At 59.8% G+C, this 12,510-nt stretch carries 14 protein-coding genes and 1 tRNA gene; 11 read left to right on the plus strand and 4 right to left on the minus strand.

Features of this window, described 5'->3' with window-relative positions; genetic code table 11:
- Positions 1–16: 16 nt before the first annotated feature.
- Both DXY31_RS07980 and DXY31_RS17380 read right to left on the minus strand, forming a co-directional pair.
- Positions 17–87, minus strand: a tRNA-Cys gene (locus tag DXY31_RS07980).
- On the minus strand, positions 67–216 hold the full coding sequence (locus DXY31_RS17380; protein WP_206749808.1) for a hypothetical protein: 150 nt from the start codon (positions 214–216) through the stop codon (positions 67–69). The genes DXY31_RS07980 and DXY31_RS17380 overlap by 21 nt, the downstream gene beginning before the upstream one ends.
- Between DXY31_RS17380 and DXY31_RS07985 the strand changes: the two genes are divergently transcribed.
- Positions 202–1,365, plus strand: a complete 1,164-nt coding sequence (locus DXY31_RS07985; protein WP_371639255.1) for a lipid-A-disaccharide synthase-related protein — start codon at positions 202–204, stop codon at positions 1,363–1,365. The genes DXY31_RS17380 and DXY31_RS07985 overlap by 15 nt on opposite strands.
- 43 nt (positions 1,366–1,408) lie before the next feature.
- Positions 1,409–1,672: a hypothetical protein gene (locus DXY31_RS07990; protein ID WP_114993284.1), complete on the plus strand. Its 264-nt coding sequence runs from the start codon at positions 1,409–1,411 to the stop codon at positions 1,670–1,672.
- A 33-nt stretch (positions 1,673–1,705) separates the two neighbouring features.
- Here the strand turns inward: DXY31_RS07990 and DXY31_RS07995 are convergent, their stop codons facing one another.
- Positions 1,706–2,350, minus strand: coding sequence for a ribonuclease D (locus DXY31_RS07995; RefSeq protein WP_114993285.1), 645 nt, complete (start codon positions 2,348–2,350; stop codon positions 1,706–1,708).
- A 126-nt stretch (positions 2,351–2,476) separates the two neighbouring features.
- Between DXY31_RS07995 and DXY31_RS08000 the strand changes: the two genes are divergently transcribed.
- The 3 genes from DXY31_RS08000 to DXY31_RS08010 are packed head-to-tail and all read left to right on the plus strand — an operon-like array spanning position 2,477 to position 4,306.
- Positions 2,477–2,860, plus strand: a complete 384-nt coding sequence (locus DXY31_RS08000) for a helix-turn-helix transcriptional regulator (RefSeq protein ID WP_114993286.1) — start codon at positions 2,477–2,479, stop codon at positions 2,858–2,860.
- 47 nt (positions 2,861–2,907) lie between these two features.
- Positions 2,908–3,462, plus strand: coding sequence for a cofactor assembly of complex C subunit B (locus DXY31_RS08005; RefSeq protein ID WP_114993287.1), 555 nt, complete (start codon positions 2,908–2,910; stop codon positions 3,460–3,462).
- A 1-nt stretch (position 3,463) separates the two neighbouring features.
- Positions 3,464–4,306 carry an N-acetylmuramoyl-L-alanine amidase gene (locus DXY31_RS08010; RefSeq protein WP_244279642.1) on the plus strand — a complete coding sequence of 281 codons (843 nt, stop codon included), beginning with the start codon at positions 3,464–3,466 and terminating at the stop codon, positions 4,304–4,306.
- Here the strand turns inward: DXY31_RS08010 and hemF are convergent.
- Entirely contained in the window at positions 4,233–5,333 is a 1,101-nt protein-coding gene (gene hemF, locus DXY31_RS08015; protein ID WP_114993288.1) for an oxygen-dependent coproporphyrinogen oxidase, read from the minus strand. The two genes, DXY31_RS08010 and hemF, sit on opposite strands and share 74 nt — an antisense overlap.
- 115 nt (positions 5,334–5,448) lie before the next feature.
- On the opposite strand from hemF, the gene DXY31_RS08020 reads away from it, so the two are divergent.
- From DXY31_RS08020 to gshA, 6 genes are all read left to right on the plus strand, one after another.
- The gene (locus DXY31_RS08020) at positions 5,449–6,525 is read left to right on the plus strand and encodes an Mrp/NBP35 family ATP-binding protein (RefSeq protein WP_114993363.1); all 1,077 of its coding nucleotides are present in this window, start codon (positions 5,449–5,451) and stop codon (positions 6,523–6,525) included.
- Positions 6,526–6,527: 2 nt separating this feature from the next.
- Entirely contained in the window at positions 6,528–7,802 is a 1,275-nt protein-coding gene (gene rodA, locus DXY31_RS08025; protein ID WP_114993289.1) for a rod shape-determining protein RodA, read from the plus strand.
- 38 nt (positions 7,803–7,840) lie between these two features.
- On the plus strand, positions 7,841–9,211 hold the full coding sequence (locus tag DXY31_RS08030; RefSeq protein ID WP_114993364.1) for a sensor histidine kinase KdpD: 1,371 nt from the start codon (positions 7,841–7,843) through the stop codon (positions 9,209–9,211).
- Between the two features lie 93 nt (positions 9,212–9,304).
- A complete protein-coding gene (locus tag DXY31_RS08035; RefSeq protein WP_067095390.1) occupies positions 9,305–9,736 on the plus strand; it encodes a photosystem I reaction center subunit II PsaD in 432 nt (143 codons plus the stop codon).
- A gap of 78 nt (positions 9,737–9,814) precedes the next feature.
- Positions 9,815–11,347, plus strand: a complete 1,533-nt coding sequence (locus tag DXY31_RS08040) for an anthranilate synthase component I family protein (protein WP_114993290.1) — start codon at positions 9,815–9,817, stop codon at positions 11,345–11,347.
- A complete protein-coding gene (gene gshA, locus DXY31_RS08045; RefSeq protein ID WP_114993291.1) occupies positions 11,344–12,492 on the plus strand; it encodes a glutamate--cysteine ligase in 1,149 nt (382 codons plus the stop codon). The genes DXY31_RS08040 and gshA overlap by 4 nt, the downstream gene beginning before the upstream one ends.
- Positions 12,493–12,510 lie beyond the last annotated feature (18 nt).

A 12,510-nucleotide genomic window follows, 5' to 3' on the forward strand; every position in this document is an offset into this window, starting at 1 on the left:
CGTGTGATGAGAACGAAGGCGGCACCCAGATTCGAACTGGGGATAAAGGATTTGCAATCCTCTGCCTTACCACTTGGCCATGCCGCCGCTCGGAGCAAATCCGCTCCACTGGCGGATCGTATCAGCGAGACCGCCCCTGCTCTGCTGGTAGTCAGCAACGGACACGGCGAGGATCTGATCGCACTGCAAATCATCGAAGCGCTGCACCGACTGCAACCTGCCTGGACCGTGAAGGTGCTTCCTCTCGTCGGCCAGGGCAGCTGCTTTCAGGCCGCAATTGAAAAAGGCTGGATACAGAAGATCGGCCCAGGAGCACGACTTCCCAGCGGAGGATTCAGCAATCAGAGCCTGGGTGCTCTCCTCTCGGATCTCATGGCCGGTCTGCCGCTCCTCACCTGGAAGCAATGGATCTGCCTGCAGAAGGAGCGCAAGTCCACTGCTGCAGTCCTGGCCGTGGGAGACCTGCTGCCGCTACTGATGGCCTGGAGCACCCGTCGGCCGTTTGGGTTCATCGGCACGCCCAAGAGCGACTACACCTGGAGCAGCGGGCCAGGACAAGCCCTGAGTGATCGCTATCACGCACTGAAAGGCAGCGAGTGGGATCCCTGGGAATGGCATGTGATGAAACGGCGTGGCTGCCGCCTGGTTGCCATGCGCGACCGTCTCACGGCAAGGGGACTTCGCCGCCACGGCGTCAACGCCACCAGCCCCGGCAACCCAATGATGGATGGCCTTGCTCCATCAGATCCCCCCGCCAGTTTGGAGCGATGCCGACGCATCCTGCTGCTGTGCGGCAGCCGAATGCCGGAGGCCTTGCACAACTTTCGCCGCCTGATCAGCGGACTGATTCAGATGCCCAGCCCAGTCCCTATTGCCGTTCTGGCAGCCCTTGGCTCAACGCCCCCTCCGCACGAGCTAACGGAAGTGCTGCGAAGCCTGGGATTCCGCAACTGCCCTCCTCCAAGCAGCGCCCTCGGAGCAACGGAATGCTGGGTGCATGGCCCGGTGCTGCTACTGATTGGTTCAGGACAATTCCAGCAGTGGGTGGCTTGGGCAGAAGCGGGTGTAGCCACTGCTGGCACAGCCACAGAACAAATGGTGGGCCTAGGAATCCCAGCCCTGTCCTTGCCAGGTCGTGGTCCACAGTTCACTCGTGGGTTTGCCGATAGGCAGAGCCGACTACTGGGTGGGGCGGTCCGCACCTGTCGATCGGAACAAGAGCTTGGCCGCCGTCTTGCCCAGCTTCTTAACGATCCTCTGCTGCGACAGGAAATGGGACGCATGGGGCGCCAGAGGATGGGCCCGGCCGGCGGCAGCGAAGCCATTGCCCGGGAGGTGATCGGCCAGCTCGCACCCGAGCGCTGATACTGGGTTTCACTTCAGAACGAAGGATCACCTTCCCACCGCCATGGCCGCCATTCAGGACCGGAACTATCTGAGGCTTTGCGCGGAACTGGCGAGTCTGCTTAGCATCAGCCAAGCCTCTGCCCGCAGGCGAGTCGACCAGCAAGCAGCAAAGGACGGTGCACGGGACCTGGAAAGCCGAAAAGCCGTAGCGACAAGCCTGCTTGACGCAGCGAAAGCCGAACAAGGCCAAGGCTCAGCGGGCAGCAACCTTGACACGCTGTTGGAGGCTGAGCCCATGGATCAACACTTCATGCTCGAAGACTGAGTCGCCAGCTGCTGATCTCATCAAGCGGCGAGCTCAGTGCTCGAAGGTGTTGACGAAGCGGAAACGATCCAGATCAGACATCACTGGAACGCATGCGAAGCAACGCTGCGCTAGCTCCCAGCGCCCCTCTCGCCGCAACATCACCTCCAACTGGCGGCGTGCGGGAAGCAGATAACGGGCGTCGTTGGCGGCGTAGGCCAGCTGGGCGTCGCTCAACTCATCAACCCTGCCCCAATCACTGCTCTGGGCCTGTTTATCCAGCTCAACTCCGACTAGTTCCATGACCAGATCCTTGAGACCATGCCGGGGGGTATAGGTACGTGCCAGGCGACTCCCCACCTTGGTACAGAACACAGGATTGACTCGGATCGAAAGACCCGTGGCAAGCGCCGCCACATCAAACCGGGCGAAATGGAACACCTTCTCAATCGCTTGAGCCTCCATCAGTGACTTCAGCCGCGGGGCCTCCGTCTGGCCGAGACCAACGCGAATGCAGGCAACCTGATCCCTGTCGTCGCAGATCTGCACCAGACAAAGTCGGTCACGTCCATGAATCAGCCCCATGGCTTCGGTGTCGACCGCGAGGGCCTTCGCCTGCACGAAGCGGTCATACCAATCCTGATCCATGTCTCCGTCAAAGACTGCGAATGCGCAAGGCTCATTGGGGATCTCAGCCATGGAAGGGAAGCAAGGGACTACAGCCAAGCCCCACTCTGACCTCAGCAAGCGATGAAGCGAGTTTTAACTGAGCGCTTGAAAATCAGAACGAGACCGAGTTAGACAAAATCGAGACAGCTTGTTTTCATGCTCACCCAACGCAAACCAACGCGCTCCTGTCTGGCAGACATCGAACACTATTTCCGACAGCCCCCGCCGCTCTTCCTGGATCTCGAGCTGGCAGTCTGCTGGGTTCTGGACTGCCTGCTGCAAAACGACAGCTACCCCTCAGGACTGCTTCAGCGCCTGCAGAGTGATCACCCCAAGCTGCGGCTCTCTGAAACGGTGCTGCATCAGGCAGTCGATTTTCTCGAGCAGCAAGAGATGCTCGATTCCTATACAAAGCGCTGTCCCAGCAGAGGTCGTCCTCGCCGCATGCTGCACCTGCACCAAGACGCCAGAGGACAGGCTCAACGCCTGATGGAACCCTGGAGCCGCTGGCTTCATGAACACGATCCACTGACCACCTAGCCATTGACCACTTAGAACAGACTCACTGTTCGGGCAGTAGCTAGAGGATGCCATCCCCCCAGACGTCCACTCTGCTGCTCACTGCGCTGCTAGGGATCGGCCTGGTCTTTTTTCTGCGTGCTGCCAGCAAGGATCGAACCACTGTTGTTGAGGTTCGATCACCGCGGCCTCCGCTAGAAGTACTGAACGGCCTCGACGCCTGGTTAAAGCAACGGGGCTGGAGCCAGCAGGGGGGGGACGTTGATCGCTGCCTGTTGGAGTACAGGGGAGAGGTGGCCAGCAGTGCCCCTCTGGCGATCCTGCTTTCACTGCTGGGAACAGTCGGTGCTGGCAGCCTTGGACTCGTCGTCCGACAGATGAACCCATCATTCAACTGGTGGCCTCTACTGATGGCCGCTCTCGGCCCCTTGGCTGGTTGGATCTACACCCAACGCGCAAGACGCGTGGAGGAGATTCAAATCCGTTTGATCGAACCCGACGTAGGCGAGGGAAGCACACTTCGACTGCGTGCCCATCGCGATGAGCTCATCGCCCTGGAGCTCGCCCTTGCCGATCCGCTGGAACTGGCTAGCGATGGGGCGCTGCTGACATCGCCGATCTGACGTGATTCCGCTACGGCTGGTCCTGACTCCAGCATTGGTGGTTGCAGGACTGATCTTGTCGATGGTGATCGCAACCGCCGCCAAAGCACCACATCCGCAGGAGGAAGACCCTCTCACCGGAGTCAGGGTTGCGTTGCCAGCCAGCTGGACCGGCACAACAACACCCTCAGAGGCCATGGAGATTCTGGTTCTTGCAGGGCATGCCGACTCCCAGGGAATCGAAGGAGCCGGGACCGCGGGAGCCGCCGTTGACCGTGGAGGAGCCCGCCCCATGGATCCGCGCATGCGCGATGAACTGTTCTGGAATCGGCGCGTTCGTGATGCAGTCGTGAAAACAGGGCAGGCCCGCGGACTCAAGATCCTTTCCTATGAACCGGATCAACTCACCATTCCGAATGAAGAAGATCCACGCACCAACTGGTCGGTGGGGCGACGCCATCACGATGCAGGTGGCTACGCCCTGGAGATCCATTTCGATGCCTACGGCAACCACGGCGTCGGCTCAGGCCTGATCCCCAACGTGCGCAGTCCAGCGACGAGGATTGACGAGAGCTTGGCCCTCAATTTCGGGCGCTATCCCATTAGCTTCCGCGGCGGCCTTGGAGCCCCCAGACGAGGCATCAGCATTCTCGAGATCGGCAAACTAGAGGGACAGCTGGAGCGGAAGCTGCGGGATCCGCAAAGCCGCAATGCGGTCGTCGCAGCACTGGCCCTTCGGATCGTTGATGCCATCGAAATGGGCATCGGGAGAACCTCAGCAAACCAATGGCTCAGTTCACCGCCTGATGCGGACGACAACGCTCCTCAAGAGACGGATCGTCGAACCAATGCTGAGGACGGGTGAACAAATCCGTGAGAAGAGCTTCGCGAGACCCCTCCTCCGCCTGATAGCCATATTCCCAGCGGGCCAAAGGTGGCAGAGACATCAGGATCGATTCGGTGCGGCCATTGGTCTGCAATCCGAAGATCGTTCCGCGATCCCAGACAAGGTTGAATTCCACATATCTGCCACGTCGGTACAGCTGAAACTGACGCTCACGGTCTCCGTAGGAGAGACCATTGCGCTTGTCGACAATCGGCGTATAGGCGGGAAGGAAGGCTGTTCCGTTGGCCTTCGCCAAATCATGCAGCTGTTCCCAGGAGAGATTGACTGAACCGATCTCAGCCGCTTTGCGAGCAGCTGGGCCCTCTGGGTCCTGGCCACGGTAAAGACGACCAGAACCATCCTGGTAGTCGTAAAAAATGCCGCCGATCCCCCTCGTCTCTTGGCGATGCTTCAAGAAGAAGTACTCATCACACCAGGGCTTGAACACCTGGTAAAGACGCTCATCGACTGAATCGCAGGCCTGTTGATGGCTGCGATGAAAATGTCGGGCATCCTCAAGAAAGGGGTAGTAAGGCGTGAGATCAGCACCACCTCCGAACCACCAGACCGGTCCAGCCTCGAAGTAGCGGTAGTTGAGATGCACCGTAGGAACAAATGGATTTCTGGGATGCAGAACCATGGAAGTACCGGTGGCAAACCACGGATGCCCTTTGGCCTCGGGCCGCTGTTTGAGGATTGAAGGTGGCAATTCCTTGCCGTGCACCTCGGAGAAGTTCACTCCCCCTTGCTCGAAGATGCGGCCTTCACGCATCACACGGGAACGGCCACCTCCTCCTTCAGGCCGATCCCAGCTCTCCTCCTGGAACCTTCCCACACCATCGATCTTCTCCAGGCCTGAGCAGATCTCATCCTGAAGACCCATCACCAGCGCACGGGCACGCTCCCGAGAGTCGGCAGGAGGACGATCTCCGGAGATAGCCGCAGGCGACGAGGGCACTGCCCCGAGCATCCGGCCCTTGAGACGCTTGAGCAGGGAACGGACCATGGTCGACAGTGTCGGTGAACTCTCGACCATTTCAGCCCAGCACCGTCTCCGACAAGTTCGTGTGAAGGACTGTCATGGAAAAGCGCCCCTAGGATCCAGCCAACGAATGGGACGCATGACCACTGCGGAACAGGCCACTCAGGCGCTCAGCGACCTCCGCGATGCGGGCAGTGACCGTTCTCTGTTGGACCTCGGTTGGCTCGACCAGGTGCGGGTGGCCCCTCCACGGGCAGTGATCCGGCTGAACCTGCCTGGATTCGCCCAGAACCAGCGTGATCAGATTGTTAATGGTGCAAGGCAACGACTCCTGCAACTGGAGGGCATCGATGATGTCCAGATTGAACTAGGTCAACCACCCTCCCAAGGAGGAATCGGACAGGCAGGCCACGGCCAGGTCGCCGAACGACAGTCGATTCCTGGCGTCCGCCACGTGATCGCTGTCAGCAGCGGCAAGGGTGGCGTCGGCAAAAGCACGGTGGCGGTGAATCTGGCCTGTTCGTTGGCCGTGCGCGGTTTGAAGGTAGGTCTTCTGGATGCCGATATCTATGGCCCCAACGCCCCAACCATGCTCGGTGTGGCTGACCGCACACCCGAGGTGAGCGGCAGCGGAGACAACCAGTGCATGCAGCCGATCGAGACCTGCGGCGTTGCGATGGTGTCCATGGGTCTGCTGATTGAAGAGAACCAGCCCGTGATCTGGCGCGGGCCGATGCTCAACGGGATCATTCGCCAGTTTCTCTATCAAGTGCAGTGGGGAGAGCGTGATGTCTTGGTGGTTGACCTACCTCCGGGCACCGGTGATGCGCAATTGTCGTTAGCCCAGGCCGTTCCCATGACTGGCGTTGTGATCGTGACCACCCCCCAGCAGGTGGCCCTTCAAGATGCGCGACGCGGACTAGCCATGTTCCGCCAGATGAACATCCCAGTGCTTGGTGTGGTCGAAAACATGAGCGCGTTCATTCCTCCCGACCAGCCCGATCGGCGATATGCCTTGTTCGGCTCAGGCGGTGGCCAGACTCTCGCCAATGCCTTCGACGTCCCACTTTTGGCCCAAGTCCCCATGGAGATGCCTGTCCAGGAAGGCGGTGATCAGGGCAGACCGATCACGCTGTCCAAGCCCGACTCGGTCAGCGCCAAAACATTTCTGGCGCTTGCTGATCGTCTCTCACCGATGGTGACCAGCGAAGCCTGATCATGGTTTCCGGAGTCGGCCTCAGCGGACAACCCCTATTCAGAAGGCATGGCAAACGGCGGGGTCGTGGTCGCGAGCGGGACTGGATTCTCTGGGGTATTCCCCTGGCCATGGTCGCCGTAGCTGGAATTCTGATTGCCAGCACACAGCGTCAGGCGGATTACGCCGATTGGTATCACCACTGGATTACTGCCGGTGTTGGTGTGGGAATCGCATTGCTGCTGGCACGGCTGTCATTACTGCGACTCCGGCCCCTGCTGATCCCTATCTACGGACTCACAGTGGTCAGCCTTATCGCCGTTCGAATGATTGGCACGACAGCGCTGGGTGCCCAACGCTGGATCAGCATTGGAGGCGTGCATGTCCAACCCTCCGAATTCGCGAAGTTGGCGGCCATCCTGTTGCTGGCAGCCGTGTTGGATCGACACCCTGTTGAACGTCCGGTGGATCTTCTCAGGCCACTGGGCGTGATTTCACTCCCCTGGCTGCTGGTGTTCATCCAGCCCGACCTGGGCACATCGCTGGTATTCGGGGCGCTGCTATTAACAATGCTCTATTGGTCGGGGATGCCTTTCGAGTGGCTGGTTCTACTGCTCTCCCCCTTGATCACGGCTCTACTCGCTGGCCTGTTCCCCTGGGGACTCACCGCCTGGATCCCACTCACCCTGGGCATCGCCTACCGATCCCTTCCCTGGAAAAAAGTGGCTCTGGCATTGGTCTTGGCGGTGCAGAGCGCCGCTGCACTGGTCACTCCCTGGCTGTGGGAAAACGGCCTGCAGGATTATCAGCGCGATCGACTCGTGCTGTTTCTCGACCCCACCAAGGACCCCTTGGGTGGTGGCTATCACCTCCTGCAGAGCACTGTGGGGATTGGTTCCGGTGGACTGTTCGGTACTGGCCTGCTGCAGGGACAACTCACCAAGCTGCGCTTCATCCCTGAGCAGCACACGGATTTCATCTTCAGCGCGCTGGGGGAAGAGTTGGGATTCGTAGGCACAATTCTGGTTGTGGTCGGCTTTGCACTACTGATGGGGCGCATGCTTCAGGTGGCCGGGAAAGCTCGCACTGACTTCGAATCGCTTGTAGTGATCGGCGTCGCCACGATGTTGATGTTCCAGGTTGTGGTGAACATCTTCATGACCATCGGCCTTGGGCCTGTGACTGGAATTCCACTGCCCTTCATGAGCTACGGACGCAGCGCCATGGTTGTGAATTTCATTGCCCTGGGCCTCTGCCTATCCGTGGCCAGGCGATCGAGACGAGCTCTGATCCGTTGAAGGACTCCACACCACTGCTGCAGTCAATTCAGGCCTGCATGGCGACGGGAGTTCCCCCCGGCCAGGCCAGCGATGCCAATGCCAGGCGACTGTGGTGGGGGGGATTGGAAGTGCTGCAAGATCTGCTGGACATCCAAGACAACTCCGCCGCAGGCATTTGGCTAGCTGCCCCCCTTCCGGCTCTCTATGCCCCTGATCTGCTCCAGCGCTTTCAGGGCTGGGTCTGGGCACCTGAGGCTCTTGATGTGCTGAGTGCCGCAGAGCGGTCAACCCTCCTGCCGCCGGATCGCGCGAATGCGAGAAAAACCCCTTCCCAGGCGAGCACTTCCAACGAGCACTTCCAACGCTTACCCCTGAGAGAGTCCGACAGTCACGATCCACTGCTAATCGTGATCACGAGCCAGCTCCAGGTAGCCCTGGCCCTGCATGGCGAAGAGGGACGGCGGCAGCTGCTGATGCGCAGCGAACCCGACATTCTTGGCCAGGCTCTGACACTGGTTGAACAGCGTCTGCGCCTGGATGCGCCTGAGCAGGCGGATGAACTGCAACAGGCGGTTCGACAACTCGGCCCTTTGCAGAGCAGCAGCGATCTGGCCACACGCTTCTGGCCCAGCCTGGCGGAACGGCTGGCAGGAATGGCGCCCACGGTCATGTTGCAGACAGCGAAGGGACCCAAATCTCCACCAGCTCCTCCACAGTCTGACCATGATCACGGGGATGAGGATGGGGAACTGTCGCTTCTGGAGGCCATCACGCATGAAGTGCGCACACCCTTGGCCACCATCCGCACCTTGATCCGCTCCCTGCTGCGTCGGCGTGACCTTCCTGAGCAGGTGCTTGGTCGTCTGCAGCAGATCGATACCGAATGCAGCGAACAGATCGATCGGTTCGGGCTAATTTTCCAGGCGGCCGAACTGCAGCGGCAGCCTCATAGCTCATCCGCGTTGGCTCGAACCGACCTAGGAGCGATGCTGAATCTTCTGGCACCGGGATGGGAACAACAACTGCAACGGCGTGGATTGCATCTCGAGCTGAACCTGGAGAGTGGACTTCCCCCTGTCCTGAGCGATCCAGGTCGACTGGAGCCGATGCTTGGCGGACTGATTGACCGCTGCAGCCGCAGCCTTCCGGCAGGAAGCAGCCTTGAGTTGACCCTTCAGCCTGCCGGTGCCCGCCTGAAACTGCAGATTCTCACCAGAACACCTGATCAGCTCTCCACCACAGCAGCAGGCGCCGACGACTTGACCCAGGAACGCCTTGGGCCCGTACTCAGCTGGAACACCAGCACCGGTGGACTGCAGCTGAGCCAGACGGCAACCCGTCGATTGCTTGAACGGCTTGGCGGGCGCCTCACCCAGCGCCGGGACCGTGGGCTAACAGTGTTCTTCCCGATCGCCGATCATTGTTGACGGGTGTGAAGGTCCAGATCGGATCACCAAATCAAAGCCGAATCATTTGCTACTTTCCATGCAGATCGGCATGGGGATTTCCTCAGGACAGCCATGACATCAACTCCTTTAACAGGACAGCTTCCCCAGTACATCGGAAGCACAGGTGGTCTGCTCAATTCCGCCTTAACAGAAGAGAAATACGCAATCACCTGGAGCAGCAAAACAGATCAGGTCTTCGAGCTGCCAACCGGCGGTGCTGCTGTGATGAACACCGGCGAAAACATCATGTATTTCGCACGCAAGGAACAATGCCTGGCACTGGGTACCCAGTTGCGTACCAAATTCAAGCCCCGGATCGAGGACTACAAGATCTACCGGATCTACCCCGGTGGCGACACTGAGTTCCTCCATCCCAAGGACGGTGTCTTCCCCGAGAAAGTCAATGAGGGGCGCGCCATGGTGGGTCACAACCCACGCCGCATCGGCCAAAACACCAATCCTGCCAAGATTAAATTCAGTGGTCGCGACACGTTCGACACCTGATTACCTCTGCCCTTAGATGCATCGCGTTGTTCTGTTGAGCGGCATGATGGTCGGCGGTCGGTTTCGACGACTTCGTTCATGCTCAGTCCCGACCGCAAAGCCTTTCTGGAAGCCGCTCAATCAGGCGCAACCATGATTCCTGTGGCCAGCAGTTGGCCTGCGGATCTGGAAACACCACTGACGACCTGGCTGAAGGTCGGTGATCAACGACCACCCGGTGTTCTGCTCGAATCTGTTGAAGGCGGGGAGACACTTGGCCGCTGGAGCGTGGTCGCCTGCGACCCTCTCTGGACGTTGTCAGCAGGTCGCGATGGGCTAGAGCGCACCTGGCGAGACAGTGAGAGCGAGTCCTTCAACGGCAACCCCTTCGATTGCCTGAGAAGCTGTCTTGAGCCTTACAAGCCTGCGACTCTTCCTGGTCTTCCTCCTCTGGGGCAGCTTTATGGAATCTGGGGATACGAGCTGATCCGCTGGATCGAGCCCAGCGTCCCTGTTCACCCCGCGATCGCCGAGGGTCCACCCGATGGATTGTGGATGTTGATGGACAGCATTCTGATCTTCGACCAGGTGAAACGCCTGATCACCGCAGTTGCCTACGGAGATCTGAGCGGACAGCGCAATGCAGCCACAAGCCCTGAAGAAGCCTGGGAAGACGCGATGGCGCGCATCAACACACTGCGCGAACGCATGGCAGCCCCCTTGCCGCCCGTGCGACCTCTCAACTGGAGGCCAGACAGAGGCGCCACTCCAGAGACTCGCAGCAATCGCACCCGGGAGGATTTCCATCAGGCGGTGGATCAGGCACGTGACCACATCGCTGCCGGTGATGCCTTCCAGCTGGTGGTAAGTCAGCGGCTGAGCGCTGATGTCAACCACCCACCGCTGGATCTGTATCGCAGCCTGCGGATGATCAACCCCTCTCCGTACATGGCATTTTTCGACTTCGGAGACTGGCAGCTAATCGGCTCCAGTCCAGAGGTAATGGTGAAAGCGGAACCGGATCAGGGGGGGATCCGCACGGTTCTGCGGCCGATTGCCGGCACAAGGCCCCGAGGCAGAAATCCTGTTGAAGACAGGAACTTTGAAGCCGACCTGCTCGCCGATCCCAAAGAGCGCGCCGAACACGTGATGCTGGTCGACCTCGGTCGCAATGACCTCGGCCGGGTATGCACTCCTGGTTCAGTCTCTGTACGCGAGCTGATGGTGATCGAGCGTTATTCCCACGTGATGCACATCGTGAGCGAAGTGGAGGGCCGTCTTGCCCCTGGCAAGGACATCTGGGATCTGTTGATGGCCTCCTTCCCGGCAGGGACTGTGAGCGGAGCTCCCAAAATCAGGGCAATGCAGCTCATCCACGACCTGGAACCAGAAGCCCGTGGCCCCTACTCCGGGGTCTACGGCTCGGTGGACCTGGCCGGCGCACTTAATACGGCCATCACCATCCGCACCATGGTGGTGAAACCCCGACCCGATGGCGGCTGGACCCTGCAGGTGCAGGCCGGCGCGGGGATCGTGGCCGACTCCCAGCCAGAGGCAGAGTTCCAGGAAACACTCAACAAAGCGCGCGGAATGCTCACAGCGCTGGCCTGTCTCGAGGACGTCGGGGCATGACCCTTAACAGGTTGCTTAAAGGCTTTGAAGTCGAACTGTTCACCGGCCGTGCCGATGGCCGCAATGTCGGCATCGCAGCCCGTGCCATGCGGGAACTCAAGGGCTTCGTCACGGAACCGGATCACCGCAATCTCGAATATGTGACCGATCCGCTTGCAGATTACGACGGGATTTCAGAAGCCTTGCTGTCCCCTCGTCGCCAGCTCCGTCGCTGGCTGATGGCGCAGGGTCTCACCCTGCTTCCAGGCAGCACCCTCAGCCTCGGCGACACCGACCGTTTTGAGCGCTCAGACCCTGAGAACCCTTATCACTCTCTGATCGAAGCCACTTACGGCACGGCAGTAGTGACAGCAAGCATCCACATCAATCTGGGGATCGCCAATCCAGCCGAACTGTTCGCTGCTTTACGTCTTGTGCGCTGCGAAGCAGCTCTGTTGCTGTCTCTGAGTGCCAGCTCACCCTTCCTGAACGGCCGCATCACCGGAGCGCATTCCCAACGCTGGCTCCAGTTCCCGCTCACGCCGGCCCGCGTTCCTCTCTTCCTAGACCACCAACACTTCATCTCCTGGACCAATCAACAGATCCAGGACGGTTCCATGCACAACGTCCGTCACCTCTGGACTTCCGTGCGACCGAACGGACCGGACCGTCCCCACCGACTCAATCGTCTCGAGCTGCGCATCTGCGATTTGATCACCGACCCCGAGGTCCTGATTGCGGTGACCGCTCTTCTAGAACTGCGGGTGCAGCAGGTCCTAAGAGAGCCCAAGAAGTATGACCCACTACAGAGCAGCGCACTCAATCTTCAGCAACTGGAAGAACTCAGCATGAGCAACGATCGGGCCGCGGCCCGATCCAGCCTTGAGGCCACGCTGCACAACTGGCTCGACGGACGCGAACGCTCCTGCAGAGACTGGCTTGAACAGCTGATTGACTGCGTAACACCGCTGGCTCAAGAGCTTGGACTTAAGCAGCAACTCGATCCACTGGCAGCCGTCTTGGAAGATGGCAATCAGGCCATGCGATGGCTGCAGGACATTGACGCTGGCGAAAGCGTCGAAGCGGTGCTTCGCAAGAGCATTACATCCATGCAAGAGGAAGAGATGCGTGGGGTTTGCACGCCGGCCGAACGCACTTTGGGATGATCATGAGGACTCCAGATC

It is taken from the genome of Synechococcus sp. UW179A, assembly GCF_900473965.1.
GTDB lineage: Bacteria > Cyanobacteriota > Cyanobacteriia > PCC-6307 > Cyanobiaceae > Synechococcus_C.